General features: G+C 66.2%; 24 protein-coding genes. 5 read left to right on the top strand and 19 right to left on the bottom strand.

The genetic code is table 11. The features are described from left to right. Nucleotides 1-10 precede the first annotated feature (10 nt). Entirely contained in the window at nucleotides 11-745 is a 735-nt protein-coding gene (gene anr, locus LJF27_RS18750) for a transcriptional regulator Anr (RefSeq protein WP_003087262.1), read from the bottom strand. Between the two features lie 245 nt (nucleotides 746-990). On the opposite strand from anr, the gene LJF27_RS18745 reads away from it, so the two are divergent. Beyond that, entirely contained in the window at nucleotides 991-1,458 is a 468-nt protein-coding gene (locus tag LJF27_RS18745) for a hypothetical protein (protein WP_017002606.1), read from the top strand. 48 nt (nucleotides 1,459-1,506) lie between these two features. Here LJF27_RS18745 and hemN read toward each other — a convergent pair whose 3' ends face one another. The 14 genes from hemN to ccoN (LJF27_RS18675) all read right to left on the bottom strand — a co-directional run bounded on the left by hemN (nucleotide 1,507) and on the right by ccoN (LJF27_RS18675) (nucleotide 15,219). Beyond that, nucleotides 1,507-2,889: an oxygen-independent coproporphyrinogen III oxidase gene (gene hemN / locus LJF27_RS18740; RefSeq protein ID WP_003087267.1), complete on the bottom strand. Its 1,383-nt coding sequence runs from the start codon at nucleotides 2,887-2,889 to the stop codon at nucleotides 1,507-1,509. Between the two features lie 127 nt (nucleotides 2,890-3,016). After that, nucleotides 3,017-3,700 (bottom strand): sulfite exporter TauE/SafE family protein, encoded by a 684-nt coding sequence (locus tag LJF27_RS18735; protein ID WP_003087270.1) that lies wholly within the window; start codon nucleotides 3,698-3,700, stop codon nucleotides 3,017-3,019. Next, the gene (ccoS, locus tag LJF27_RS18730; protein ID WP_003087273.1) at nucleotides 3,693-3,902 is read right to left on the bottom strand and encodes a cbb3-type cytochrome oxidase assembly protein CcoS; all 210 of its coding nucleotides are present in this window, start codon (nucleotides 3,900-3,902) and stop codon (nucleotides 3,693-3,695) included. Before ccoS ends, LJF27_RS18735 begins: the two co-directional genes overlap by 8 nt. After that, nucleotides 3,881-6,316 carry a heavy metal translocating P-type ATPase gene (locus tag LJF27_RS18725; RefSeq protein WP_023116642.1) on the bottom strand — a complete coding sequence of 812 codons (2,436 nt, stop codon included), beginning with the start codon at nucleotides 6,314-6,316 and terminating at the stop codon, nucleotides 3,881-3,883. The genes ccoS and LJF27_RS18725 overlap by 22 nt, the downstream gene beginning before the upstream one ends. After that, nucleotides 6,313-6,852 (bottom strand): FixH family protein, encoded by a 540-nt coding sequence (locus LJF27_RS18720; protein ID WP_023116641.1) that lies wholly within the window; start codon nucleotides 6,850-6,852, stop codon nucleotides 6,313-6,315. The genes LJF27_RS18725 and LJF27_RS18720 overlap by 4 nt, the downstream gene beginning before the upstream one ends. An 11-nt stretch (nucleotides 6,853-6,863) precedes the next feature. After that, nucleotides 6,864-8,279, bottom strand: a complete 1,416-nt coding sequence (gene ccoG / locus LJF27_RS18715; RefSeq protein WP_003087288.1) for a cytochrome c oxidase accessory protein CcoG — start codon at nucleotides 8,277-8,279, stop codon at nucleotides 6,864-6,866. A 217-nt stretch (nucleotides 8,280-8,496) separates the two neighbouring features. Next, nucleotides 8,497-9,453, bottom strand: a complete 957-nt coding sequence (gene ccoP / locus LJF27_RS18710; protein WP_003087292.1) for a cytochrome-c oxidase, cbb3-type subunit III — start codon at nucleotides 9,451-9,453, stop codon at nucleotides 8,497-8,499. Beyond that, a complete protein-coding gene (locus LJF27_RS18705) occupies nucleotides 9,450-9,635 on the bottom strand; it encodes a CcoQ/FixQ family Cbb3-type cytochrome c oxidase assembly chaperone (protein WP_003087298.1) in 186 nt (61 codons plus the stop codon). The genes ccoP (LJF27_RS18710) and LJF27_RS18705 overlap by 4 nt, the downstream gene beginning before the upstream one ends. Nucleotides 9,636-9,640: 5 nt before the next feature. After that, nucleotides 9,641-10,252: a cytochrome-c oxidase, cbb3-type subunit II gene (gene ccoO, locus LJF27_RS18700; RefSeq protein WP_003087303.1), complete on the bottom strand. Its 612-nt coding sequence runs from the start codon at nucleotides 10,250-10,252 to the stop codon at nucleotides 9,641-9,643. A gap of 14 nt (nucleotides 10,253-10,266) precedes the next feature. Next, on the bottom strand, nucleotides 10,267-11,694 hold the full coding sequence (gene ccoN / locus LJF27_RS18695) for a cytochrome-c oxidase, cbb3-type subunit I (RefSeq protein WP_003087306.1): 1,428 nt from the start codon (nucleotides 11,692-11,694) through the stop codon (nucleotides 10,267-10,269). A gap of 364 nt (nucleotides 11,695-12,058) precedes the next feature. Then, complete coding sequence (ccoP, locus tag LJF27_RS18690) at nucleotides 12,059-12,985, bottom strand: cytochrome-c oxidase, cbb3-type subunit III (protein ID WP_003087308.1); 927 nt, start codon at nucleotides 12,983-12,985, stop codon at nucleotides 12,059-12,061. After that, on the bottom strand, nucleotides 12,982-13,167 hold the full coding sequence (locus LJF27_RS18685) for a CcoQ/FixQ family Cbb3-type cytochrome c oxidase assembly chaperone (RefSeq protein WP_003087314.1): 186 nt from the start codon (nucleotides 13,165-13,167) through the stop codon (nucleotides 12,982-12,984). Before LJF27_RS18685 ends, ccoP (LJF27_RS18690) begins: the two co-directional genes overlap by 4 nt. 5 nt (nucleotides 13,168-13,172) lie before the next feature. Continuing rightward, nucleotides 13,173-13,781: a cytochrome-c oxidase, cbb3-type subunit II gene (ccoO, locus tag LJF27_RS18680; protein WP_003087318.1), complete on the bottom strand. Its 609-nt coding sequence runs from the start codon at nucleotides 13,779-13,781 to the stop codon at nucleotides 13,173-13,175. A 10-nt stretch (nucleotides 13,782-13,791) separates the two neighbouring features. After that, nucleotides 13,792-15,219 (bottom strand): cytochrome-c oxidase, cbb3-type subunit I, encoded by a 1,428-nt coding sequence (gene ccoN / locus LJF27_RS18675; protein ID WP_003087322.1) that lies wholly within the window; start codon nucleotides 15,217-15,219, stop codon nucleotides 13,792-13,794. Nucleotides 15,220-15,406: 187 nt separating this feature from the next. On the opposite strand from ccoN (LJF27_RS18675), the gene LJF27_RS18670 reads away from it, so the two are divergent. Together LJF27_RS18670 and cprA are read left to right on the top strand one after the other, a co-directional pair. Beyond that, nucleotides 15,407-16,039 (top strand): alpha/beta family hydrolase, encoded by a 633-nt coding sequence (locus tag LJF27_RS18670; RefSeq protein ID WP_003105994.1) that lies wholly within the window; start codon nucleotides 15,407-15,409, stop codon nucleotides 16,037-16,039. A gap of 88 nt (nucleotides 16,040-16,127) precedes the next feature. Next, nucleotides 16,128-17,285, top strand: coding sequence for a cationic peptide resistance protein CprA (gene cprA / locus LJF27_RS18665; RefSeq protein WP_003087328.1), 1,158 nt, complete (start codon nucleotides 16,128-16,130; stop codon nucleotides 17,283-17,285). 37 nt (nucleotides 17,286-17,322) lie between these two features. Here cprA and LJF27_RS18660 read toward each other — a convergent pair whose 3' ends face one another. Both LJF27_RS18660 and acnA read right to left on the bottom strand, forming a co-directional pair. Beyond that, complete coding sequence (locus LJF27_RS18660) at nucleotides 17,323-18,888, bottom strand: methyl-accepting chemotaxis protein (protein WP_003087330.1); 1,566 nt, start codon at nucleotides 18,886-18,888, stop codon at nucleotides 17,323-17,325. Between the two features lie 372 nt (nucleotides 18,889-19,260). Further along, complete coding sequence (acnA, locus tag LJF27_RS18655) at nucleotides 19,261-21,993, bottom strand: aconitate hydratase AcnA (RefSeq protein ID WP_003105996.1); 2,733 nt, start codon at nucleotides 21,991-21,993, stop codon at nucleotides 19,261-19,263. 326 nt (nucleotides 21,994-22,319) lie between these two features. Between acnA and rlmM the strand changes: the two genes are divergently transcribed. Together rlmM and tusA are read left to right on the top strand one after the other, a co-directional pair. After that, a complete protein-coding gene (gene rlmM / locus LJF27_RS18650) occupies nucleotides 22,320-23,378 on the top strand; it encodes a 23S rRNA (cytidine(2498)-2'-O)-methyltransferase RlmM (protein WP_003087345.1) in 1,059 nt (352 codons plus the stop codon). Nucleotides 23,379-23,462: 84 nt separating this feature from the next. Further along, nucleotides 23,463-23,702 carry a sulfurtransferase TusA gene (tusA, locus tag LJF27_RS18645; protein WP_003105999.1) on the top strand — a complete coding sequence of 80 codons (240 nt, stop codon included), beginning with the start codon at nucleotides 23,463-23,465 and terminating at the stop codon, nucleotides 23,700-23,702. Nucleotides 23,703-23,733: 31 nt separating this feature from the next. On the opposite strand, the gene LJF27_RS18640 is transcribed toward tusA, so the two are convergent. Both LJF27_RS18640 and LJF27_RS18635 read right to left on the bottom strand, forming a co-directional pair. Beyond that, nucleotides 23,734-25,044 carry an NAD(P)/FAD-dependent oxidoreductase gene (locus tag LJF27_RS18640; RefSeq protein WP_003106000.1) on the bottom strand — a complete coding sequence of 437 codons (1,311 nt, stop codon included), beginning with the start codon at nucleotides 25,042-25,044 and terminating at the stop codon, nucleotides 23,734-23,736. A 68-nt stretch (nucleotides 25,045-25,112) separates the two neighbouring features. Further along, nucleotides 25,113-26,477, bottom strand: a complete 1,365-nt coding sequence (locus LJF27_RS18635; RefSeq protein ID WP_016851785.1) for a glutamine synthetase family protein — start codon at nucleotides 26,475-26,477, stop codon at nucleotides 25,113-25,115. Nucleotides 26,478-26,589: the final 112 nt, after the last annotated feature.

The following is a 26,589-nucleotide window of genomic DNA, read 5'->3' as shown; positions in this document are numbered from 1 at the left end:
CGCAGGCGCTTCAGCCTTCCAGCTGGCCGCCGGCGAGGGCGCACAGCTCGATGGAGTCGAGGATGTGCACTTCCTTGCCTTCCGCGCTGATCAGGCCGTTCTGCTGGAAGCGGGTGAAGACCCGCGACACGGTTTCCACGGCCAGGCCGAGATAGTTGCCGATCTCGTTGCGCGACATGGCCAGGCGGAACTGCTGGGCGGAGAAGCCACGGGCACGGAAGCGCGCCGACAGGTTGACCAGGAAGGTGGCGATGCGCTCGTCGGCAGTCTTCTTCGACAGCAGCAGCATCATCTGCTGGTCATCGCGGATTTCCCGGCTCATCAGGCGCATCAGTTGGCGGCGCAGTTGCGGCAGCTGCTCGGACAGTTCGTCCAGGCGCTCGAAGGGAATCTCGCAGACCGAGGTGGTTTCCAGGGCCTGGGCGGATACCGGATAGGTCTCGGTATCCATCCCGGACAGGCCGACCAGCTCGCTGGGCAGGTGGAAGCCGGTGATCTGCTCTTCGCCGGCATCGGTGATGCTGAAGGTTTTCAGGGCGCCGGAGCGCACGGCAAAGACCGAGCCGAAAGGATCGCCCTGGCGGAACAGGAATTCGCCTTTCTTCAGGGGACGACCGCGCTTGACGATCTCGTCCAGCGAATCCATGTCTTCCACGGTCAGCGACAGGGGGAGGCACAGCGGGGCCAGACTGCAATCCTTGCAGTGTGCTTGGGGCAGTGCGCGCACCTTGATGGTTTCGGCCATTGAGGGGTCCTTGCTAGGTTAAAGGCACAACAGGAGTAAGGGTAACGCAGCCGCGATGCGGGTGCCAGCCATAGGTCTGGCAACGACCATTTCTGACAGGCCGATGGCGTTTCCAATCAGTGACTTGCGTCAAACAACTGCGACTACCTGTCGCACCCTGTCAAGGGGCGACGAAAAGGGGGCTCAAGTTCGCGACGCGTGGGCCGATCCAATGGAAGAATTCCATTTTTCCCGGAGTGACTGGAATGTTGACCCTCAGTGGCTGGATCACCACCCAGGTGCCACCCTCGTCGCGCGCCGCCGCGGACGCCAAGGCCGCGCGGACCGGCACCGCCGAGCAGGCGGAAGACCCGGCCGCCGGCACCGAGGCCGCCGATCAGCATGTACGGCTTTCCCAGGCAGGGCGCGAGCTGGCCGCCACCATGGGGGTGCCGGTGGAGGAGGAGGACGAGGATATCCCGCAGGAGTTGCGGCCGATGGTGAAGATGATCCGCGAGTTGAAGAAGAAGATCGAAGAGAAGCTCAGGGAGCTGCAGGAGGCCATGAGGTCGTCCGATCCGGGGGCGAAGGAGGCTCGCGTGCCTGAGTTGCAGAAGGAGCTGCAACAACTCAACTCCGCCCTGCAGACGGCGACGGCAGCGATGGCATCGGCCATCAAGGAGATGGGCATCAGCGACCCGGCGCTGATCATGAAGGTCATGGGCAGCCGGTAGAAGGGGCGGGGATTCACCGCCCTGTCGTGCGGGCAGGGCGGTGCGCTTTCAGATCACCCGGGAGAAGCGCTGCCGGTTGAGGCTGGGCAGGTAGCGGTCGAACAGCATGCAGATCGAACGCACCAGCAGACGTCCGGAAGACGTGATGTCGATGCCCTTGGCGTCCAGGCGGATCAGGCCGTCGGCGGCGAAGCGTTCGAGATCGGGCCACAGCTCGGCGAAGTAACTGCGGAAGTCGATGCCGAACTCTGTCTCGATATCCTCGAAGGCCAGTTCGAAGTGGCAGATCAGTTGCTGGATCACCGCGCGCCGCACCCGGTCGTCGCTGTTGCAGTGCAGGCCGCGACGGATCGCCAACTGGCCGTTGTCGAGGCTGGTCTGGTAGTCGTTGATGTCGCTGCTGTTCTGGCTGTAGAGGTCGCCGATCTGGCTGATCGCCGAGACCCCGAGACCTACCAGGTCACAGTGCCCGTGCGTGGTGTAGCCCTGGAAATTGCGTTGCAGGGTGCCGTCTTCCTGGGCGCTGGCCAGCTCGTCGTCGGGCAGGGCGAAGTGATCCATGCCGATATAGCGGTAGCCCGCCGCGGCGAGTTGCTCGGTGGTGCGCTGGAGCATTTCCAGCTTCTGGCCCGGGCTCGGCAGGTCGTCGGCGTTGATCCGCCGCTGCGGCATGAAACGCTCGGGCAGGTGGGCGTAGTTGAACACCGAGAGGCGATCCGGCTGTAGCGCGATCACTTCGTCGACCGTGCGGGCGAAGCTGTCCGGCGTCTGTTTCGGCAGTCCGTAGATCAGGTCGAGGTTGATCGAGCGGTACTGCAGGGTGCGCGCGGCCTCGACGATGGTACGGGTCTCCTCCGGGGTCTGCATGCGGTTGACCGCCTTCTGCACCTCCATGTCGAAGTCCTGTACGCCGAGGCTGACGCGGTTGAAACCGAGTTCGCGGAGCAGGCCCATGGTCGACCAGTCGGCCTCGCGCGGGTCGATCTCGATGCCGTAGTCGCCCGAATCGTCGTCCAGCAGGTTGAGGTGGGTGCGCAATTGCGACATGAGTTCGCGCAACTGGCCGGGACTGAGGAAGGTCGGGGTTCCGCCACCGAAGTGCAGTTGCTCGACCACCTGCTCGCGGGAGAGGTGGCGGCTGACGATCTCGATCTCGCGGACCAGGCGCGCAAGGTACGGCGCGCTGCGCCCGCGATCCTTGGTGATCACCTTGTTGCAGGCGCAGTAGTAGCAGATGTTGGCGCAGAACGGGATGTGCACGTAGAGCGACAGGGGGTGTCCGGCCTTCCGGCTGTCGCGCAGGGCGTGCAACTGGTCGAACGGGCCGATGCCTTCGTGGAACTGCACGGCGGTCGGATAGGAGGTGTAACGCGGGCCGGAAAGGTCGTAGCGCCGAATCAGGTCAGCGTCCCAGCGAATGGTGTCGAGCATGCCAGAGATCCCCAGTTGGCGAGCTTTAGTCGGGAAGTCTAGGGATTGCGCCGGGAAGGCCTGTTGATTTGTATCAAGCGGGTGAATGTATACAGGATGTGTCGCCCGATGTTGGGACGGGCGTCCGTCAATGCCCCATCAGCCAGGCCTGGTGCGGTCCTGGGAGGGTCCAGAGGCCGAAGAGGATGACCATCAGGCCGCCCACGATGCGTACGCCGCGACGGCGCAGCAGGGCGGTCACCCGTTCGGCGGCCATGCCGGTGGCCAGCAGAACCGGCCAGGTGCCGAGGCCGAACGCCAGCATCAGCAGCGCGCTGTCCAGTGCCGATCCCTGGCTGGTGGCCCAGAGCAGGGTGCTGTAGACCAGCCCGCAGGGCAGCCAGCCCCAGATCGCTCCGAGCAGCAGGGCCCGTGGCAGGCTGGAGACCGGCAGCAGGCGCCGGGCGAAGGGTTCCAGGTGGCGCCAGAGGCCGCGACCGAGCGCCTCGACGCGGGTCAGGCCGCTCCACCAGCCGGCCAGGTAGAGTCCCATGGCGATCAGCAGCAGCCCGGCGACCACCCGCAGCGCGCCGGCCAACGGGGTGCGCGCCACCGCCCAGCCGGCCAGGCCGAGCAGCAGGCCGGCGCAGGCGTAGCTGAGGATGCGGCCGAGGTTGTAGGCCAGCAGCAGGCGCAGACGACGGCCGCGCTGTTCGGCGGGAATGGCCAGGGTCAGGGCGCCCATCAGGCCGCCGCACATGCCCAGGCAGTGGCCTCCCCCGAGCAGGCCGAGGATCAGCGCGGAAACCAGCAGCGGCGCCAGTTCAGCCACGCGGTCGGTCCTCGGGTTTCGACGGCTTCTCCGCTTCGTCGACGCCGGCCTGGTGCTTCGGGTCTTCGTCGTCGAAGAGAATGCTGTGGGCGGGGCCGTCGAGATCGTCGTACTGGCCGCTGTCCACCGCCCAGAAGAACACGTAGATGGCGATGGCGACGATGACGATCGCGACGGGGATCAGGATGTAGAGCGCGGCCATACGGACCTCGGCGAAGGGATTCGGGTCAGCCGCAGGGCGTTGACCACCACCAGCAGCGAACTGACCGACATGCCGATCGCCGCCCAGCCCGGGGTGATCCAGCCGAGCGCGGCGAAGGGCAGGACCAGGCCATTGTACAGGCTGGCCCAGGCCAGGTTCTCGATGATGATATGGCGGGTGCGGCGCGCCAGCCGGAAAGCCTGCACCAGGCTGTCCAGGCGGTTGGACAGGAGCACCGCGTCGGCGCTGGTCTTGGCCAGGTCGGTGGCGCTGCCCATGGCGACGCTGATGTCGGCACCGGCGAGCACCGGTACGTCGTTGACTCCGTCGCCGAGCATCAGCACCCGGCGGCCCTCGCCGTGCAGGCGTTCGAGCATGGCCAGCTTGTCGTCCGGGGTCAGGCCGCCGCGGGCTTCGTCGATGCCCAGTTCGGCAGCGACGCTGGCGACCATCGGCGAGGCGTCACCGGATAGCAGGAGGGTGCGCCAGCCGCGCGCCTTGCAGGCGGCGAGCAGGGCGGGGGCGTCGCTGCGCAGGCGGTCGTCGAGACCGAACCAGGCCAGCGGTCCCTGCTCGTCGCCGAGCAGCAGCCACTGTCCGGAGTCGCCGGGCATCGCGGGCGTGGCGCTGCCGCCCAGGTTGCTGACGAAGGCGGCCTGGCCGATGCGCAGGCGGCGGCCTTCCACCAGGCCTTCGAGGCCCAGTCCCGGATGGCTTGCGACGCTGTCGGCGGCCTCCGGCGCACGGCCGAAGGCGCGGGCGATGGGGTGTTCGGAACGGTTCTCGAGGGCGGCGGCGAGGGCCAGGCAGCGATCCGCGTCGAGATCGCGCAGGGGTAGCACCTGCTTGAGCGTCAGGCGGCCTTCGGTGAGGGTACCGGTCTTGTCGAAGATTACCGTGTCGATGTGGTTCAGCCCTTCCAGCACGTGCCCGCGCGTGATCAGCAGGCCGAGCTTGTGCAGGCTGCCGGTGGCCGCGGTGAGCGCGGTGGGCGTGGCCAGCGACAGGGCGCAGGGGCAGGTGGCGACCAGCAGCGACAGCACCACCCAGAAGGCGCGCTGGTGGTCGACCTGCCACCACAGCGCGCCGACCGCTGCGGCGACCAGCAGGACGATGAGCAGGAACCACTGCGCCACCTTGTCGGCCAGTTCCGCCAGGCGCGGCTTGTCCGCCTGGGCACGTTCCAGCAGGCGGACGATGGCCGACAGGCGGCTGTCGTCGCCAAGGGCGCCGACCTCGACGGTCAGCGGCCCCTCGACGTTCAGGGTACCGCCGGTGACGGCGTCGCCGGCCTGGCGTGGATGGGGCAGGTACTCGCCGGTGAGCAGCGACTCGTCGACGCTGGACTGGCCGTCGAGGATCACTCCGTCGGCCGGCAGCACGGCGCCTGGCGGTACCAGTACGCGGTCGCCGACGCGCAGTTCGCTGAGCAGGATGCGCTCGCCCTGGTTGGCGGCGTCCAGGCGCAGGCAGGACGCCGGCAGCAGGTTGACCAGTTGCGCGGTGGAGGCGGCGGTGCGCTCCCGCGCGCGGCGTTCGAGGTAGCGGCCGGCGAGGAGGAACAGGGCGAACATGCCGACCGCGTCGAAATACAGCTCGCCCTGGCCGGTGATCGTCGACCAGATGCCGGCGACGTAGGCGCCGCCGATCGCCAGCGACACCGAGACGTCCATGGTCAGGTGGCGGGTGCGCAGGTCGCGCAGGGCGCCACGGAAGAACTGGCCGCAGCAGTAGAAGACGATCGGCGTGGTGAGGATCAGGCTGACCCAGCGCAGGATGCGGTCCATGCCGGCGGAAAGGTCGAGGTTGAATTCCGGCCAGGTCGCCATCACCGCCATCATCACCTGGATCCACAGCAGCCCGGCGACACCGAGCTGGCGCAGGGCGCGGCGGTTCTCCATGGCCAGGCGCTCGGTGGCGTGGTCGGGTTGGTAGGGATGGCCGGCATAGCCGATCTGGCGCAGTTCGCCGAGCAACTGGCTGAGCGGCAACTGGCTGTCCTGCCAGCGCACGTGCAGGCGATGGTTGGACAGGTTGAGCCGCGCCTCGGCCACGCCAGGCAACTGGCGCAGGTGCTTCTCGATCAGCCAGCCGCAGGCGGCGCAACTGATGCCTTCGATCATCAGGCTGGTTTCCGCCAGCTCGCCCTCATGGCGGACGAAGCCGCCCTGTACGTCCGGGCGGTCGTAGAGCTGCAACTCTTCGCTGAGCGCCTTGGGCAAGGCTTCGGGGTTGGCGGCGTTTTCGCTGCGGTGCCGGTAGTAGCTTTCCAGGCCGCCGGCGACGATGGCCTCGGCCACCGCCTGGCAGCCCGGACAGCACATGGCCCGCGTCTCGCCGAGCACGCGGGCCTCGAAGCGGCTGCCGGCGGGGACCGGCAAGCCGCAGTGGTAGCAGGGCAGGGGGGCGCTCATGGGCGCTTCGCTTCTGCTCCCTGGAGCGGTTCGTCACCCAGCTCCATGACCACGGTCGGCGATACCACCTCTTCCTCGAACAGGCGCCACTGGCCGCTGCCTTCCTGGCCGAGCAGTTCGACGAAGCGACGGCCCTTGACGGCGTCGGTCAGTTGCCCGACGTAGCGCTCGCGGTCGGAGTTGCTGCGCAGCAGCTCCACGCGGCGGTCCTTCTCTGGCTGGGTCGGCGAGATCAGGTTGAGGGTGAGTTGCTCCGGACGGCTGTTGCCGGTCAGGCGCACTTCGACTTCGCCGGTCAGGTCGTCGACCTTGACCTTGGCGTGCACCTGCAGGCGTACGGCCAGGTTCTCGCGTTCCAGGGAGCGGTTGATGCCCTTGCCGGCCTCGTAGTAGTTGTCGGTGACCAGGGTGTCCTGGTTGCGCACCGCGATGGTGACCAGGCTCAGCCCGAGCACCACCGAGGTCGCCAGGAGGGCCACGATGAACCAGGCCCAGAAGTGTTTGTACCAGGGTTGAGGGTGGGTCTCGGACTGCATGCTCAAGTTACTCAACGGGTGCGTGGGCCAATGAAGCGACTCTTCGCTTCTTTATGGATGCTCGGGTCGTCGGCCGACTCGATGGTGAAGACGATCTCGTTGGTGGTCGAAGGCAGCTTCTCCGGCTCGATGGACAGTTCCATCGGCAGGTTGAGGATGTCGCCCGCCGCCACCTTCAGCTCGCGCCGGCCTTCCAGGGTCAGGCCTTCGAGACCCTTGGCGCCGAGGATGTAGGTGTGGTCCTGCTGATCCTTGTTCATGATCTTCAGGCTGTACACGTTCTCGATGCGGCCGAGTTCGTTCTCGCGGTAGAGCACGCGGTCCTTGCTGACGTCGAAGCCGACCAGCGGGCGCAGGACCACCGCGGTGATCAGGGCGGAAATCATCAGCACCAGGGCGATGGCGTAGCCGATCAGGCGCGGCCGGGCCAGGTGGGTCTTCTGGCCGTTGAGGTTGTGCTCGGTGGTGTAGCTGATCAGCCCTTTCGGGTAGTTCATCTTCTCCATGATGCTGTCGCAGGCGTCGATGCACGCCGCGCAGCCGATGCACTCGATCTGCAGGCCGTCGCGGATGTCGATGCCGGTCGGGCAGACCTGCACGCACATCGTGCAGTCGATGCAGTCGCCCAGGCCCTGGGCCTTGTAGTCGAGGGACTTCTTGCGCGGGCCGCGCTTCTCGCCACGACGCGGATCGTAGGAGACGATCAGGGTGTCCTTGTCGAACATCACGCTCTGGAAGCGCGCGTAGGGGCACATGTAGATGCACACCTGCTCGCGCAGCCAGCCGGCGTTGCCGTAGGTGGCCAGGGTGAAGAAGCCGACCCAGAAGTAGGCCCAGCCGTCGGCCTGGCCGGTGAGCAGCTCGGGAATCAGCTCGCGGATCGGCGAGAAGTAGCCGACGAAGGTCAGGCCGGTGACCAGGCCGATCAGCAGCCACAGGCTGTGCTTGGCGGTCTTGCGCAGCAGCTTGTTGCCGCTCATCGGGGCCTTGTCCAGCTTGATGCGCTGGTTGCGGTCGCCTTCGGTGACCTTCTCGCACCACATGTAGATCCAGGTCCATACGCTCTGCGGGCAGGTATAGCCGCACCAGACGCGACCGGCGAACACGGTGATGAAGAACAGGCCGAAGGCGCAGACGATCAGCAGCCAGGACAGCAGCATGAAGTCCTGCGGCCAGAAGGTGGCGCCGAAGATGTAGAACTTGCGCTCGGGCAGGTCCCACCAGACGGCCTGGCGGCCGCTCCAGTTGAGCCAGACGGTACCGAAGTAGAGGAGGAAGAGCGCCGCACCGCCCACCATGCGCAGTCGGCGGAAGATACCGGTGAAGGCCCGGGTGTAGATCTTCTCGCGCTTGGCGTAGAGATCGTTGTTATTGGTGTCGCCCTTGGCAGGCGGGGTGACGTCTTGAACGGGAATCTGTTTGCTCATCAGTGCGTACCACGGCAGTGGGGGGCGCCCGGCCGGTACATGCCGACAGGGTCAGAAAATAGTTGCACGCCTACTGATTATACGCCTGATCTATCAGGCTTTTTGCGGTAACTGTGCGACTTTTGGTCGCGTATTGTCCCATTCGCGCTTTTCTTTTGCACAAAATAAAACGGCGCCGGGGTTGCCGGCGCCGTCTGGGTCGTTGGGGAGGGAGCGCTTATTCGGCGCTCTTCTCGCCGTGCGACAGGCTGTATACGTAGGCGGCCAGCAGGTGCACCTTGTCGTTGCCCAGGTGTTCCTGTTGCGCCGGCATCACACCCTGGCGACCGTAGCGGATGGTCTGCTGCAGTTGCGCGAAGCTGGAGCCGTAGATGAACGCGCCGGGGTGGGTCAGATCGGGAGCGCCCATCGCCGGGGTGCCCTTGCCTTCCGGACCGTGGCAGGCGACGCAGGTGGTAGCGAAGACCTGCTTGCCGGCCTCGATGTCCGCCTTGGCGCCTTCCGGCAGCTTGCGGCCATCCATCTGGGTGAGGACGAAAGCGGCGACGTTCTTCACGCCTTCCTCGCCGATCACTTCACCCCAGGCCGGCATGGCGGCGTGGCGGCCAGCCATGATGGTGGTCTTGATGGTTTCCGGCTCGCCGCCCCAGCGCCAGTCGGCGTCGGTCAGGTTGGGGAAGCCGTAGGCGCCCTTGGCGTCGGAGCCGTGGCAGATCGAGCAGTTGGAGGCGAACAGGCGACCGCCCATTTTCACCGCCTGCGGATCCTTGGCGACTTCCTCGATGGGCATCGCGGCGAACTTGGCGAAGATCGGGCCGTATTTCTCGTCGGCCTTGGCCATTTCCTTTTCCCACTGGTGGACGCCGGTCCAGCCTTTTTCCTTGTCGGCGAATTCGTCGGCGGACTGGTAGCCCGGCATCAGGCCTTTCCAGGTGCCCAGGCCCGGGTACAGGGCCAGGTACCCCACGGCGAACACCAGGGTGCCGACGAACAGCATGAACCACCACTTCGGCAGCGGGTTGTCGTACTCCTCGATGCCGTCGTAGGAGTGGCCCACGGTCTCGTCGGTGGTGCTGCTGCGCTGGCCCTTGCGGGTGGCGAAGATCAGCCAGGTCAGCGCCAGCAGGGTGCCGAGGGTGAGAGCTGTAATGTACAGACTCCAGAAGGTCGTCATTCTTTGTTACTCCTAGAAGCTTGCTCGACGTGCTTTTTGGCTTCGGGATCGTCTGCGAAGGGCAGCATCGTCGCTTCGTCGAAGCTCTTCTTGCGCTTGCCGCTGTAGGCCCAGATCACCAGGCCGATGAAGGCGACCATGATCACCACGGTGCCCAGTCCACGCAGAGTCCCGATATCCATCACACTCACCGTTTGCTCTTGATAGAGGTTCCCAGGCCTTGAAGGAACGCCACCAGGGCGTCCATCTCGGTCTTGCCCTTCACGGCTTCACGTGCACCGGCGATGTCCTCGTCGGTGTAAGGCACGCCCAGCTTGCGCAGGACTTCCATCTTGGTGGCGGTGTCCTTGCCATCAAGCTTGTTCTCTACCAGCCACGGGTAGGCGGGCATCTTCGACTCGGGCACCACGTTGCGCGGGTTGTACAGGTGCGCGCGGTGCCAGTCGTCGGAGTAACGGCCGCCGACGCGGGCCAGGTCCGGGCCGGTACGCTTGGAACCCCACAGGAACGGGTGGTCCCAGACGCTTTCACCGGCGACCGAGTAATGGCCGTAGCGTTCGGTCTCGGCACGGAACGGACGGACCATCTGCGAGTGGCAGCCGACGCAGCCTTCGCGGATGTAGATGTCGCGACCTTCCAGTTCCAGGGCGGTACGCGGCTTCATGCCTTCGACCGGGGTATTGGTCACGTCCTGGAAGAACAGCGGAACGATCTGGGTCAGGCCGCCGATGCTGACGGCGATCACCATGAAGATGGCCAGCAGGCCGACGTTCTTCTCGAGTATTTCGTGGTTCTTCATTTACGTCGGGCTCCTCAGGCGATCTGCGCGGCGGCTTCGTATTCGGCCGGCTTGGCAGCACGCACGGTGCGCCAGGTGTTGTAGGCCATCAGCAGCATGCCGGTGAGGAAGAAACCACCGCCGATCATGCGCACGATGAAGCCCGGGTGGCTTGCGACCAGTGCTTCAACGAAGGAGTAGGTCAGGGTGCCGTCCTCGTTGACCGCGCGCCACATCAGGCCCTGGGTGATGCCGTTGACCCACATCGAGGCGATGTACAGCACGGTACCGATGGTGGCCAGCCAGAAGTGCGCGTTGATCAGACCGATGCTGTGCATCTGCGGACGGCCGAAGACTTTCGGGATCAGGTGGTAGAGCGAGCCGATGGAGATCATCGCCACCCAGCCGAGGGCGCCGGCGTGCACGTGGCCGATGGTCCAGTCGGTGTAGTGGGAGAGGGCGTTGACGGTCTTGATCGCCATCATCGGGCCTTCGAAGGTGGACATGCCGTAGAAGGCCAGGGATACCACCAGGAAGCGCAGGATCGGGTCGGTGCGCAGCTTATGCCAGGCGCCGGAGAGGGTCATCATGCCGTTGATCATGCCGCCCCAGCTCGGTGCCAGGAGGATCAGCGACATCACCATGCCCAGCGACTGCGCCCAGTCCGGCAGCGCGGTGTAGTGCAGGTGGTGCGGGCCGGCCCAGATGTACAGGGAGATCAGCGCCCAGAAGTGGACGATGGACAGGCGATAGGAATAGACCGGACGCTCGGCCTGCTTGGGCACGAAGTAGTACATCATGCCGAGGAAGCCGGTGGTCAGGAAGAAGCCCACGGCGTTGTGCCCGTACCACCACTGGACCATCGCATCGGTGGCGCCGGAGTAGGCGGAGTAGGACTTGAACCAGCTCACCGGCAGCGACATGTGGTTGACGATGTGCAGCATCGCCGTCACCAGGATGAAGGCACCGTAGAACCAGTTGCCCACATAGATGTGCTTGACCTTGCGCTTGACGATGGTGCCGAAGAACACGATCGCGTAGGTGATCCAGACGATCGCCAGGAGGATGGCCAGCGGCCATTCCAGTTCGGCGTATTCCTTGGAGGTGGTGAAACCCTGCGGCAGGGTCAGCACGGCGCCCACGATCACGGCCTGCCAACCCCAGAAGGTGAAGGCCGCCAGCGTGTCTGAAATCAGTCGGGCTTGCGAGGTACGTTGCACCACGTAGTACGAGGTGGCGAAGAGGGCGCACCCACCGAAGGCGAAGATCACCGCGTTGGTGTGCAGGGGGCGAAGGCGGCCGAAGCTCGTCCACGGCAGGTCGAAGTTCAATTCGGGCCATACCAGTTGGGCGGCGATCAGGACACCGAGACCCATTCCAATGACCCCCCAGACCACCGTCATAACGGCGAACTGGCGGACCACCTTATAGTTATAAGCAGTCTGACTGATTGCTGTGCTCATGCTAGGGGTTCCACGGTTAATGGACTTTTTTAGGGACAAAAAATCGGCGGCAAGTATGGAGAAAGCGGGTGGGCATTGCAACGCGCCAGGCCAGGGGCGACGCCAGTTTGATGCCTGCTTCAGAGCGCTTTCCAAGGCGGCCGTATGGCTTTTTGGCGCTATCCGGGCGAGTGGGTTCGGCCGGTGAAGTTAGGTGTCCCGTCGCTCTGCCGGAGAGGGACGAATGCAGAGCAGCTTAGACGCGATTGAAAAGGAAGGGTAGGAAAGGCGTCCGCTGGTGCGACACTTCGTCGCGCCGCCTGGGACTAAGGTCTGAGACCGGGGGAAGGACCCGCGCCCGGGAGGGCGCGGGTGGGGGGAGGGGTCAGTTGCTGCCCTGGTTGTGCGACAGGTTATAGATGTAGGCGGCCAGGATGTGCACCTTTTCCTTGCCCAGGTAGGGCTCCTGGGCCGGCATCTGGCCCTGGCGGCCATGGCGGATGGTTTGTTGGAGCTGGGCGTAGCTGGAGCCGTAGATGAACGCGCCGGGGTTGGTCAGGTTCGGCGCGCCGACCAGGGCGGTACCCTTGCCTTCCGGGCCGTGGCAGGCGACGCAGTTGACCGAGAAGATCTGCTTGCCGGCCTCGACGTCGGCCTTGGTGCCTTCCGGCAGCTTCAGCCCGGCGAGTTCGGTGCGGACGTAGGCGGCGACGTTCTTCACCCCGTCTTCGCCGAGGATGTCGCCCCAGGCCGCCATGATCGCGTGGCGACCGCCGAGGATGGTGGTCTCGATGCTCTGCGGGTCACCGCCCCAGCGCCACTCGTTGTCGGCCAGGTTGGGGAAGCCGAGGGCGCCCTTGGCGTCGGAACCGTGGCAGATCGAGCAGTAGGTGGCGAACATGCGGCTGCCCATCTTCATGGCGTGCTCGTCCTTGGCCACTTCCTCGATGGGCATGGCGGCGTACTTGGCGAAGATCGGCCCGTACTTCTCCTGGGCGATGTTCATCTCGCGTTCCCACTGCTTGTCCTGGGTCCAGCCGCCCTCGTAGCCCGGCAGTACGCCTTTCCAGTTACCCAGGCCCGGGTACAGGACCAGGTAGCCGACGGAGAAGACGATGGTGCCGATGTACAGCATGAACCACCACTTCGGCAGCGGGTTGTCGTACTCCTCGATGCCGTCGTAGGAGTGGCCCATGGTCTTTTCGGTAGTACCCTTGGCCTCGCCCTTGCGGGTGGCGAAGACCAGCCAGAGCAGGGCGATCAAGGTACCGACGGTAAGAGCTGTGATGTACAGACTCCAGAAGGTGGTCATTCTTTGTTACTCCTAGAAGCTTGCTCGACGTGCTTTTTGGCTTCGGGATCGTCTGCGAAGGGCAGCATCGTCGCTTCGTCGAAGCTCTTCTTGCGTTTGCCGCTGTAGGCCCAGATCACCAGACCGATGAAGGCGACCATGATCAGCAGCGTGCCGAGTCCTCGCAGCGTCCCGATATCCATTGCCGTCACCGTTTGTTCTTGATCGAGGTGCCGAGCACCTGCAGGTAGGCGACCACGGCATCCATTTCGGTCTTGCCTTTCAGCGAGTCCTTGGCGCCCTTGATGTCTTCGTCGGTATAGGGCACGCCGAGGGTGCGCATCACTTCGAGCTTCTTCTCGATGTCCTTGCCGTCGAGCTTGTTCTCCACCAGCCACGGGTAGGCCGGCATTTTCGACTCGGGCACCACGTTGCGCGGGTTGAACAGGTGCGCGCGGTGCCAGTCGTCGGAGTAGCGGCTACCGACGCGGGCCAGGTCCGGACCGGTACGCTTGGAACCCCACAGGAAGGGGTGGTCCCAGACGCTCTCGCCGGCCACCGAGTAGTGGCCGTAGCGTTCGGTTTCGGCGCGGAACGGACGGATCATCTGCGAGTGGCAGCCGACGCAGCCTTCGCGGATATAGATGTCGCGGCCTTCCAGTTGCAGCGCGGTATAGGGCTTCATGCCTTCGACCGGGGTGTTGGTCACGTCCTGGAAGAACAGCGGCACGATCTGGGTCAGGCCGCCGATGCTCACGGCCACGGCCATGCATAGCGCCAGCAGGCCGACGTTCTTCTCGAGTATTTCGTGTTTCATGCTCGGCTCCTCAGGCGATCTGTGCGGCGGCTTCGTATTCGGCCGGCTTGGCGGCACTGACGGTGCGCCAGGTGTTGTAGGCCATCAGGAACATGCCGAGCAGGAAGATGAAACCGCCGAGCATGCGCACGATGAAGCCGGGGTGGCCGGCGGCCAGCGCTTCGACGAAGGAGTAGGTCAGGGTGCCGTCCTCGTTGACCGCGCGCCACATCAGGCCCTGGGTGATGCCGTTGACCCACATCGAGGCGATGTACAGCACGGTACCGATGGTGGCCAGCCAGAAGTGCGCGTTGATCAGGCCCAGGCTGTACATCTTCTCGCGGCCGAAGACCTTCGGGATCAGGTGGTAGAGCGAGCCGATGGAAACCATCGCGACCCAGCCGAGGGCGCCGGCGTGTACGTGGCCGATGGTCCAGTCGGTGTAGTGGGAGAGGGCGTTGACGGTCTTGATCGCCATCATCGGGCCTTCGAAGGTGGACATGCCGTAGAAGGCCAGGGACACCACCAGGAAGCGCAGGATCGGGTCGCTGCGCAGCTTATGCCAGGCGCCCGAGAGGGTCATCATGCCGTTGATCATGCCGCCCCAGCTCGGCGCCAGGAGGATCAGCGACATCACCATGCCCAGCGACTGCGCCCAGTCCGGCAGCGCGGTGTAGTGCAGGTGGTGCGGGCCGGCCCAGATGTACACCGCGATCAGCGCCCAGAAGTGGACGATGGACAGGCGGTAGGAATAGACCGGACGCTCGGCCTGCTTGGGCACGAAGTAGTACATCATGCCGAGGAAGCCGGCGGTGAGGAAGAAGCCCACGGCGTTGTGCCCGTACCACCACTGGACCATGGCGTCGGTGGCGCCGGCGTACAGCGAGTAGGACTTGGTGAAGGTCACCGGCAGCTCGAGGTTGTTCACCACGTGGAGCATGGCGACGGTGAGGATGAACCCGCCGAAGAACCAGTTGCCCACATAGATGTGCTTGACCTTGCGCTTGACCAGGGTGCCGAAGAACACCACCGCGTAGGCGACCCAGACCACCGTGATCAGGATGTCGATCGGCCACTCCAGCTCGGCGTACTCCTTGGACGAGGTGTAGCCCAGCGGCAGGCTGATGGCGGCCAGCAGGATCACCAGTTGCCAGCCCCAGAAGGTGAAGGAGGCGAGGGTGTCGGAGAACAGTCGCACCTGGCAGGTGCGCTGCACCGCGTAGTAGCTGGTGGCGAACAGTGCGCAACCGCCGAAGGCGAAGATCACCGCGTTGGTGTGCAGCGGGCGCAGGCGGCCGAAGCTCGTCCACGGCAAGCCGAAGTTCAGGTCGGGCCATACCAGCTGGGCGGCGATCAGGACACCGACGGTCATGCCGACGATGCCCCAGACCACGGTCATGATGGCGAATTGGCGGACCACCTTGTAGTTATAGGCGGACTCTGGGTTAGTGGTGCTCATGCTATGGGCTTCCATCCACGGTTATACGCTATGGCTTTTTCCGGCAGTTGGGATGCCGGGCGTCCCCCCATTGGGGCTGGTCTAATTGGCGTAATTAGCGAGAGGAAGCATGGATAATGGGGCGTTATGAAATATTGATCGGGATCAATTGGCTTCCCGACCCCCACTGCATACGAGGTGTGGCAAGTTGTCGCTGAAATGGAACCGCCCGGCCGGCTCGCTGTCGGCCACCCTGATTCTCGCCCATGGCGCCGGGGCGCCGATGGACAGCCCGTTCATGGAGCGCATCGCCGAACTGCTCGCCGCCCAGGGCATCGCCGTCGCGCGCTTCGAGTTTCCCTACATGGCCCAGCGCCGCGAGGACGGCCGCAAGCGTCCGCCGAATCCGCAGGCGCAGTTGCTCGACTGCTGGCGGCGAGTCCATGCGCAGGTCCGCGAGACCCTGGACGGGCCCTTGGCCCTGGGCGGCAAGTCGATGGGCGGGCGCATGGCCAGCCTGCTGGCCGACGAGCTGGGCGCGGATGCCCTGGTCTGCCTCGGCTACCCGTTCTACGCCGCCGGCAAGCCGGAGAAGCCGCGGGTCGCGCACCTCGCCGGGCTGCGCACGCCGACCCTGATCGTCCAGGGCGAGCGCGACGCCCTGGGCAACCGCGAGGCGGTGGCGGGCTATGCGCTGGCGCCGACGATCCGCCTGCACTGGCTGGCCGCGGCGGACCACGACCTCAAGCCGCTGAAGGCCTCCGGCCTGACCCACGAGCAGCACCTGGCGGCAACGGCGCGGGAGGTGGCCGGCTTCCTTCGCGGGCTCCAGGGCCATTAACGGTTCCTTAAGGCATCCCCTCATAAGCTGCGGCGCAACCACCCTCGCATCGAGGCGTGGGCGACTGACTTCTCTGAGGGGGGAAGACATGAACATGCATGCCGACGGTGAGCAGATCACCGCTATCGATACCCGCGAACGCATCCTGCTGACGGGGGCCACCGGCTTTCTCGGCGGTTCGGTCGCCGCCCAACTGATCGCCGCCGGGCACGGCGCCAACCTGTCCTTCCTGGTCCGCGCCGAATCCCGCCAGCAGGGGCTCGAACGCCTGCGCGGCAACCTGCTGATGCATGGCGTCGACGAAGCCGACTGCCTGGCACTGCGGGCGGAGCAGATCCTCTGCGGCGATTTCCTCGACACCTCCTGGCTGGCCCGCGAGACGCCGCGCCTGATGCAGGTGGAGCGGGTGATCAATTGCGCCGCCGTGGCGTCGTTCTCGAAGAACCCGACCATCTGGCCGGTCAACGTCGACGGCACTTTCGCCTTCGCCGACGTGCTGAGCCGTTCGAAGCGACTGAAGCGTTTCCTCCACGTCGGTACCGCGATGTGCTGCGGACCGCAGCGAGAGTCGCCGATCAGCGAGTCTTGGGAATTCCCGGCGGCGGAGCAGCAACTGGTGGACTACACCGCGTCCAAGGCGGAAATCGAGCGGCGCATGCGCGAGGAACTGCCGGGCCTGCCCCTGGTGGTGGCGCGGCCATCCATCGTGGTGGGCCACCGTACCCTTGGCTGCCAGGCCTCCGGCAGCATCTTCTGGGTCTTCCGCATGGGCTTCGCCCTGGAAAGCTTCACCTGCGGCCTGGACGAGCAGATCGACGTGATTCCGGTCGACTACTGCGCCGAGGCGCTGATCGGCTTGGCGCTGAAGCCGTGCCTGGGGCACAGCCTCTATCATATCTCCGCCGGCCATCGCGCGGCCTGCACCTTCGGCGAGATCGACGAGGCCTTCGCCCGCGCCAACGGGGCGGCGCCGGTAGGCGAGCGCTACCGCAAGGTGGAGGTGGACGACCTCAAGGAACTGGCGAAGAGCTTCGAGTCGCGCATCGGCCCGGCCAATCCGCGTCTGGTCCTGCGCGCGTTGCGCTTGTACAGCGGCTTTGCCGACCTCAACTACCTGTTCGACAACAGCCGTCTGCTGGAGGAGGGGATCTCCGCGCCGCCGCGCTTCACCGACTACCTCGACGTCTGCGTGCAGTCGTCAAGCGCGGTAAGCATCCCGGCGCAGATGCAATGGGACTTCAAGTGACGGCAGGTGCGGGGAGCTTCCTCCCCGCGGCCTGATCTCAGCGGTTGAAGCGCTCGACCAGGGAATACTGGCTCTGCGCGGTGGTGGTCAGTTCCTCGCTCAGTTTCGCCGTGCGCAGCGCCTCGTCGGAGGTCTGCTCGGCCAGGGCGGCGATGGTGCTGATGTTGCGGTTGATTTCCTCGGCCACCGCGCTCTGTTCCTCCGCGGCGGCGGCGATCTGGGTGGTCATCTCGGTGATGTTGCTGACCGCCTCGCTGATGCCGACCAGCGCGCTGTCGGCTTCCAGCACCCGCTGGACCCCGGCTTCGGCCTGCTGCAGGCCGCTCTCCATGGTATGTACCGCATCGTTGGCGGTGTTCTGCAACTTGGCGATCAGATGGTGGATCTGCTCGGTGGAGGCCGCGGTGCGTTGCGCCAGCGAGCGCACTTCGTCGGCCACCACGGCGAAGCCGCGTCCCTGGTCGCCGGCCCGCGCCGCCTCGATGGCGGCGTTGAGAGCGAGCAGGTTGGTCTGGTCGGCGATGCCCTTGATCACATCGACCACGCCGCCGATCTCGTTGCTGTCCTGGGCCAGGCGACTCACCGCGGCCCCGGTCTCGCCCACCGACTCCGACAGGCGCTGGATGGCGTTGCGCGTCTCCGCGGCGATGTCGCGGCCGCGCGAGGTCAGTTCGTTGGCCTTCTGTGTCGCGTCGGCGGTCAACTGGACATTGTTCGCCACTTCCTGGGTGGTGGCGGCCATCTCGTTGACCGCGGTGGCCACCTGTTCGGTCTCTGCGCGCTGCTGTTCCAGACCGGCGGAGCTGTGGTGGGCCAGGGTGTCGGCCTGGCGCGCCTGTTCGGTGAGGTATTCGGCGGTGTCCTGCAGGCGCGTCAGGCAGGTCTTCAGGCGCGCGTCCTGGCTGAGGATGGCCATTTCCAGGCGCGCCTGGTCGCCGCGGCTGTCGGTGTACATCTGCGCGATCAGCGGGTCGGAGGTGGTCTGTTCGGCGAGCCGCATCAGGCGCTTCAGCCCGCGCTTCTGCCAGCGCAGTCCGGCCAGGCCGAGCGGAACGGCGAGCAGGCCGGCGAGGATGAAGCCCCACCAGGAGTTCAGCCAGATACCGATGAGGAAGCCGATCTGGCTGATCAGGATGAACGGCAGCCAGTCGAGCAGTACCGGCAGCCAGCGGTCGCGCCGGGGGATCGCCGGCTTGCCGGCGCCGAGGCGACGGTAGAGGGCCTCGGCGCGCTGGATCTGTTCGGCGGTCGGCTTGACCCGCACCGACTCGTAGCCGACCACCGCGCCCTGGTCGTAGATCGGCGTGACATAGGCGCTGACCCAGTAGTGGTCGCCGTTCTTGCAGCGGTTCTTGACGATCCCCATCCACGGGCGGCCGGCTTTGAGGGTGGTCCACATGTGGGCGAACACCGCCGGCGGGACGTCGGGGTGACGGATCAGGTTGTGCGGCGCGGACATCAGCTCCTCGCGACTGAAGCCGCTGATGTCGATGAAGGCTTCGTTGCAGTAGGTGATGATGCCTTTGAGATTGGTGGTGGTGATCAGGCGTTGTTCCGCCGGATAGACGCGCTCGTGCTGGGTGATGGGCTGATTGTTGCGCATGGGCCTTCCAAAACAAGTGAAGCATTTACCTCTGCATCGGCGAAAACGCCTTTCACATGAGGGATTTGTGAATGCTTTCACGAGGAAAAACAGATAGCTATTGACCCAAAGCATGAGAACCGACCACGTGGTCGGATAGATGGCTGATTCGCTGATGGAGGTCAATGCGTTACGGTTTCGTGTCGTTCCCGGCGGCGCGCATGGGCTGGGGAGGGGCCTGGCGGATAAGCGCGAGGCGGCCATCCGCCGGTCCTGCGGGGTATCGGCGGATGACGCCGGGGCGTCGTTCGCCCTGCGAAGCGCCCGCGGCCCCGGGCGCCGGAATGAAAAAGGGGTGGCCGAAGCCACCCCTCCGCGCGTACCGCCGCTGCCTCAGAGCATGCTGCGCAGCACGTAGTGGAGGATGCCGCCGGCCTTGAAATACTCGACCTCGTTGAGGGTGTCGATGCGGCAGAGGACCTTGAAGCTGTCCTGGCTGCCGTCCTCGCGGGTCACTTCCACGCTGAGCGGCATGTGCGGCTTGAGTTCGCCGCCGAGGCCGCGGATGTTCAGCACCTCCTTGCCGGTCAGCTTCAGGCTCTTGCGGTCCTGGCCGTTCTCGAACTGCAACGGCAGCACGCCCATGCCGACCAGGTTGGAGCGGTGGATGCGCTCGAAGCTCTCCGCGATCACCGCCTTCACGCCCAGCAGGTTGGTACCCTTGGCCGCCCAGTCGCGCGACGAGCCGGTGCCGTATTCCTTGCCGGCGACGATCACCAGCGGGGTGCCGTCCTCCTGGTAACGCATGGCCGCGTCGTAGATCGCCAGTTTCTCGCCGCTGGGCACGTACAGGGTATTGCCGCCTTCCTCGCCGCCGAGCATCTCGTTCTTGATGCGGATGTTGGCGAAGGTGCCGCGCATCATCACCTCATGGTTGCCGCGACGGGAGCCGTAGGAGTTGAAGTCCTTCGGTTCCACGCCGTGCTCGCGCAGGTAGCGGCCGGCCGGGCTGTCGGCCTTGATGTTGCCGGCAGGGGAGATGTGGTCGGTGGTCACCGAGTCGCCCAGCACCGCCAGCACCCGCGCCTGCTCGACGTCGGCGATGGCCGGCGGCGCCTCGGCGATGTGTTCGAAGAAGGGTGGATGCTGGATGTAGGTGGAGTCGGCCTGCCACTCGTAGGTGTCCGACTGCGGCACCTGGATCGCCTGCCATTTCTCGTCGCCGGCGAAGACCTCGGCGTACTCCTTGTGAAACATCTCGGTGTCGACCTTCTGGATCGCCTCGGCGATTTCCTTCTGGCTCGGCCAGATGTCCTTCAGGTAGACCGGCTGGCCGTCCTTGCCGGTGCCCAGCGGTTCCTCGCTGAGGTTGATCCGCACGCTGCCGGCCAGGGCGTAGGCCACCACCAGCGGCGGCGAGGCCAGCCAGTTGGTCTTCACCAACGGGTGCACGCGGCCTTCGAAGTTGCGGTTGCCGGAGAGTACCGAGGCGACGGTCAGGTCGGCCTGCTGGATGGCTTTCTCGATCGGCTCCAGCAGCGGGCCGGAGTTGCCGATGCAGGTGGTGCAGCCGTAGCCGACCAGATCGAAGCCGAGTTCGTCGAGGTAGCGGGTCAGGCCGGCGGCCTTGAAGTAGTCGGTGACCACCTTGGAGCCCGGCGCCAGCGAACTCTTCACCCAGGGCTTGCGTTGCAGGCCTTTCTCCACTGCCTTCTTCGCCAGCAGGCCGGCGGCCATCATCACGCTGGGGTTGGAGGTGTTGGTGCAGGAGGTGATGGCGGCGATCACCACCGCGCCGTTCTTCAGGCGGTGGGTCTGGCCGTCGTGCTGGTAGTCGATCTCGCCGAAGGCGGCGTTGGCGCCGACCGCGGTGCCGCCGCCGCCCTCGCTGAGCAGGCGGCCTTCTTCGGTGCTGGAGGGATGCAGTTGCAGGCCGAGGAACTCGTTGAAGGCGCTGGCGACGTTCTGCAGGGCCACGCGGTCCTGCGGGCGCTTCGGTCCGGCCAGGCTGGCCTCGACTTCGCCCATGTCCAGGTGCAGGGTGTCGGTGAACACCGGCTCGTGGCCCTTCTCACGCCACAGGCCCTGTTCCTTGCTGTAGGCCTCGACCAGCTTGACCGTGCTTTCCGGACGTCCGGACAGGCGCAGGTAGCCGAGGGTGATCTCGTCCACCGGGAAGAAGCCGCAGGTGGCGCCGTATTCCGGGGCCATGTTGGCGATGGTGGCGCGGTCCGCCAGGGGCAGGTCGGCCAGGCCGTCGCCGTAGAACTCGACGAATTTCCCCACCACGCCCTTCTTGCGCAGCATCTGCGTGACGGTCAGCACCAGGTCGGTGGCGGTGATGCCCTCGCGCAGCTTGCCGGTGAGCTTGAAGCCGATGACCTCGGGGATCAGCATCGATACCGGCTGGCCGAGCATGGCGGCTTCCGCCTCGATGCCGCCGACGCCCCAGCCGAGCACGCCGAGGCCGTTGATCATGGTGGTGTGGGAGTCGGTGCCGACCAGGGTGTCGGGGAAGGCGTAGGTCCTGCCATCCTCGTCCTTGGTCCAGACCGTGCGGCCCAGGTACTCCAGGTTGACCTGGTGGCAGATGCCGGTGCCCGGCGGTACCACGCTGAAGTTGTCGAAGGCGTTCTGGCCCCAGCGCAGGAAGGCGTAGCGTTCGCCGTTGCGCTGCATCTCGATCTCGACGTTCTGTTCGAAGGCCGATTCGCTGGCGAACTTGTCGACCATCACCGAGTGGTCGATGACCAGGTCCACCGGCGACAGCGGGTTGATCTTCTGCGGGTCGCCGCCGGCCTTGGCCATGGCCGCGCGCATGGCGGCCAGGTCGACCACCGCGGGCACCCCGGTGAAGTCCTGCATCAGGACCCGCGCCGGGCGGTACTGGATCTCGCGGTCGGAACGGCGCTCCCTGAGCCAGCCGGCGAGGGCCTTGAGGTCGTCGCCGGTGACGGTGCTGCCGTCCTCCCAGCGCAGGAGGTTTTCCAGCAGGACCTTCAGCGACATCGGCAGCTTGCCGAGATCGCCCAGGGTCCGGGCGGCTTCCGGGAGGCTGTAGTAGTGGTAGGTCTTGCCGTCCACAGCGAGACTGCGAAGGGTTTTCAGGCTGTCCAAAGCAGGCATTTCTGATTTCCTCACGGCGGGCCCGGGGGCGGCGGGCCTGGCCTCGTCCTGACGCCAGGCCCGTCGTCGAGCCGATAGTGCCTGGCTTCGCCCGGGACCCGCGGCGTCCGCGGACGCCAGGATGCCGTTACCTCGGTAATGCGCGGTGGCCCGATCCCATCGGTACCGGCCGCTGGCGAGAGTCAGACTTTGGGATAGCGTTGTTCGAAACCTTCAAGCTAGACCGGCTCGAGGGCTCCTGCCATATACACTGGACCGACGAACGGTCGCTGCAGTTCCCTTGAGGCATGCCCGGCACTATAGTGCGCGGCCAAGGAGACAACCCCATGAATACCCTGTTGATGCACTGCCGGCCAGGCTTCGAAGGTGAAGTCTGCGCCGAAATCGCCGAGCATGCAGCCACTCTCGAGATTCCCGGCTACGCCAAGAGCAAGCCGGCCAGCGCCCACGTCGAGTTCGTCTGCCAGGACGCCGACGGCGCCGAGCGCCTGATGCGCCGCCTGCGTTTCGCCGACTTGATCTTCCCGCGCCAGTGGGCGCGCGGGCCCGGCTTCATCGAATTGCCGGAAAGCCAGCGCATCGAGGTACTGCTGGCGGAACTGGCGAGTTATCCGGTTTGCGGCAGCCTCTGGCTGGAGGTGCTGGACACCAATGCCGGCAAGGAGGTGTCGACCTTCTGCCGCAAGTTCGAGAAACCGCTGCGCGCGGCGCTGGTGAAGGCCGGGCGGTTGCAGGAGGACCCGGCGCTGCCGCGCCTGCTGCTGACCTTCCGCTCCGGCCGGGAAGTCTTCGTCGGCCTCGCCGAGCCGCGCAACAGCGCGCTCTGGCCGATGGGCATCCCGCGCCTGAAGTTTCCCCGCGAGGCGCCGAGCCGTTCGACGCTGAAGCTGGAGGAAGCCTGGCACCAGTTCATCCCGCGCAGCGAATGGGACAAGCGCCTGGCGCCGGACATGCTCGCCGTGGATCTCGGTGCGGCGCCGGGCGGCTGGACCTGGCAACTGGTTAACCGGGAGATGCGGGTGACCGCCGTGGACAACGGGCCGATGGCGGAGAACCTGATGTATTCCGGGCTGGTCGACCACCAGAAGGTCGACGGCTACCAGTACCGCCCGCGCCAGCGGGTCGACTGGATGGTCTGCGACATCGTCGAGAAGCCGGCACGCACCGGTGCGTTGATCGAGACCTGGATCGGCGAAGGGCTTTGCCGCGAGGCGGTGGTCAACCTCAAGCTGCCGATGAAGCAGCGCTACGCCGAGGTGCGCAAGATCCTCCAGCGCCTGCGCGAGAGCTTTGACGCGCGCGGCCTGAAGGTAGCGATCGGCTGCAAGCAGCTGTATCACGACCGCGAGGAAGTGACCTGCCATCTACGCCGCCTCGAACGCTGAGGGGCGGCGGCATTCCGGCCGGGGACAGGTGACCGGCCGCGCCGCATGCGCGACAATGCGCGGATTCTGTTGCGGAGTTTCCCGATGACCCATTCTGTCGACGCCATTCTCGACGCCACCGGCCTGAACTGTCCCGAGCCGGTGATGATGCTGCACAACAAGGTCCGCGACCTGGCGCCCGGCGGCCTGCTCAAGGTGATCGCCACCGATCCCTCGACCCGCCGCGACATCCCCAAGTTCTGCGTGTTCCTCGGCCACGAGCTGGTCGAGCAGCAGGAAGAGGCGGGCACCTATCTCTACTGGATCCGCAAGAAGGCCGACTAGGCCTTCCGCGGACCCCGCCATCCCTCGCGCTTCAGCGCAGCTTCTCCATGAGCTGGTAGTACCACATCCCGGCGGCCAGCATCGGATTGCCGAAGAGGTCGCCCAGCGGCACCCTGAGGTGCTTGCAACGGGCGAAGGTGTCGAACTGCTCCAGGCTCCCGCTCATCGCCTTGGCCATGATCTCGCCCATGATGTGGCTGGTGGCCACGCCATGCCCCGAGTAGCCCTGGCAGTACCAGACGTTGTCGGAGAGCTTGCCGAGCTGGGGGATCCGGTTCATTACGATGCCCATGGCGCAACTCCACTGGAACTCGATCTCCACGCCCTTCAGGCGCGGGAAGGTGCGCTCGATGCATGGCCGCAGCTCGGCGGCGATGTCCCGCGAGTCGCGGCCCGAGTAGTTGGCGCCGCCACCGAACAGCAGGCGGCCGTCGGCGGTGGGGCGGTAGTAATCGAGGACGAAGCGGCAATCGTAGACCGCCAGCCCCTGCGGGTTGATCTCCCGTGCCAGCTCGCCCAGCGGCCGGGTGGTAACGATTCCGCCCATGGCCGGGAAGATCATCCCCTTGAGCTGCCTGCGTTCGAGCTTGTGGTAGACATCGCCGGCAAGCAGGATCTGCTGCGCCTCGATCCTTCCCTCGCGGGTAATCACCGCCGGCCGCGGGCCGTGGACGATATCCAGCACCTCGGAATGTTCGAAGATCAGCGCGCCGAGGCCGGCCGCCGCCCTGGCCTCGCCGATGCACAGGTTGAGCGGGTGCAGGTGCATGTTGCGGGTGTTCTTCAGCGCGCCGCAGTACAGCTCGGTCTCCAGGTGGGCCTGGACGCCGGCCTTGTCCAGCAGGACCACCTGGTCGCCCATGCCGCGGCGCACCGCCTCCTCGTAGGAGGCCTGCAGCTCGCCCATGTGGCTGGCCTTCATCGCCGCGTGCAGGTGGCCATGGCGAAGGTCGCAGGCGATGCCGTACTTCTCCACCCGCTGGCGGATGATCTCGTGGCCGCGCCAGCGCAGGTGCCAGATGAAGTCCTCGACCTCGGCGCCCAGCCATTGGCGCATCTGCTTGTGCATCGCCGCGTCGCCGGACAGGCTGCCGGTGACCTGGCCGCCGTTGCGCCCGCTGGCGCCCCAGCCGATGCGATGGGTCTCGACCAGGGCTACCTTGTAGCCACGCTCGGCCAGTTCGACCGCCGTGGCGACGCCGGTGAAGCCGCCGCCGATGATGGCGATGTCGACCGTCACCGCGCCCAGCAGGGTCGGATAGTCGGTTTCCTCGTTGAGCGTGGCGGCGTAGTAGGACGGCGCGCGTTCCGCGGCCGGACGGGGATGGATTGCTGCGTTCATCGGGTATTCCTTGTTCCAGTGCGGCGCGTCCTGCCGGCGCGCCGCCGTATGCGGGCGGGTCCGGGATCTCAGGCCTGGGTCAGGTACCAGCGCCAGTCCTGCTCGCCGACCTCGCCCATGAATTGCCGGTATTCCGCGCGCTTCACCGCCAGGTAGACGCCGAGGAACGGCTCGCCGAAGGCTTCCCGCGCCCACTCGGAGCCTTGCAGGGTATCGAGGGCGGTCAGCCAGTCGGTGGGCAGGCGCTTGCCGGCCTGGGCGTAGCCGTTGCCCTCCACCGGCGCACCCGGATCGATGCCTTCGCGGATGCCGCGGTGGACCCCGGCGAGGAGCGCCGCGGCGGCCAGGTAGGGGTTGGCGTCGGCGCCGCAGATGCGGTGCTCGATATGCCGACTGGAGGCCGGGCCGCCCGGCACGCGCAGGCTCACGGTGCGGTTGTCGACGCCCCAGGTCTGCGCCAGCGGCGCGTAGCTGTTGGCCTGGAAGCGCCGGTAGGAGTTGGCGTTGGGACAGAACAGCAGGAGCGAGTCGAGCAGGCTGGCGAGCATGCCGCCGACCGCCTGGCGCAGCAACGGCGTGCCGGCGGGGTCGTCGCTGGCGAACAGGTTGTGGCCTTGTTCGTCGGCCAGGCTGACGTGCAGGTGCATGCCGGTGCCGGCCAGGTCGTCGAACGGCTTGGCCATGAAGCAGGCGAGCATCCCGTGCTTGTGCGCGACGCCCTTGACCAGGCGCTTGTAGCGGATCGCCTGGTCCATGGCGGCGAGGGCGTCGCCGTGGTCGAGGGTGATTTCCACCTGGCCCGGGGCATATTCCGAGATCGCCGTGCGTGCCGGCAGGCCCTGCGCCTTGCAGGCGGCATAGAGGTCGGCGAGGAACGGCTCGATCTGCTCCAGTTCGCGCAGGCCGTAGACCTGGGTCGCCCGTGGGCGGCCGCCATCGGCGTCGCGGGCCGGTTGCGGGCGGCCGTTGGCGTCGCGCTCACGGTCGAGCAGGTAGAACTCCAGCTCGGCGGCCATCACCGGGTGATAGCCCTCGCTCTTCAGCGCGTCGATGGTTCGCACCAGGAGGTGCCGCGGATCGGCGACGCTGGCGGGCAGGCCCTCGCTCGGGTGCATGCTGACCTGCACCGCCGCCGTCGGGATCTGTCGCCAGGGCAGGCGCACCAGGCTGCCGGACAGGGGGTAGGCGCGGCAGTCGATGTCGCCGACGTCCCAGACCAGGCCAGAGTCCTCGACGTCCTCGCCGTTCATCGTCAGCCCGAGGATGGTGCTCGGCAGCGGCCGGCCGCTGCGGTAGACGGCCAGCAGCTCGTCGCGGTGCAGCAGCTTGCCGCGCGGCACGCCGTTGGCGTCGAGAATGAACAGTTCGAAGAGTTCGATGTCGGGGTTGGCGGCCAGGAAATCCTGGGCTTCTTGTTCGCAGGCGAAGTTCATGGGGCTCTCTTGTCGGTCTTGTCCGGTAGCGTCGCGACGCTCACAGCGGCGCTCCGGCGACGGCAGCGTCGCGGAACGGCATGCAAGCGGCAGGCCGGCCCCGCCGTTGCGC

The sequence above is a fragment of the Pseudomonas sp. 203-8 genome (assembly GCF_020708595.1).
GTDB classification, from domain to species: domain Bacteria; phylum Pseudomonadota; class Gammaproteobacteria; order Pseudomonadales; family Pseudomonadaceae; genus Pseudomonas; species Pseudomonas aeruginosa.
The sequence above is the reverse complement of the archived record's forward strand: the minus strand, read 5'-3'. Positions and strand labels throughout refer to the sequence as shown.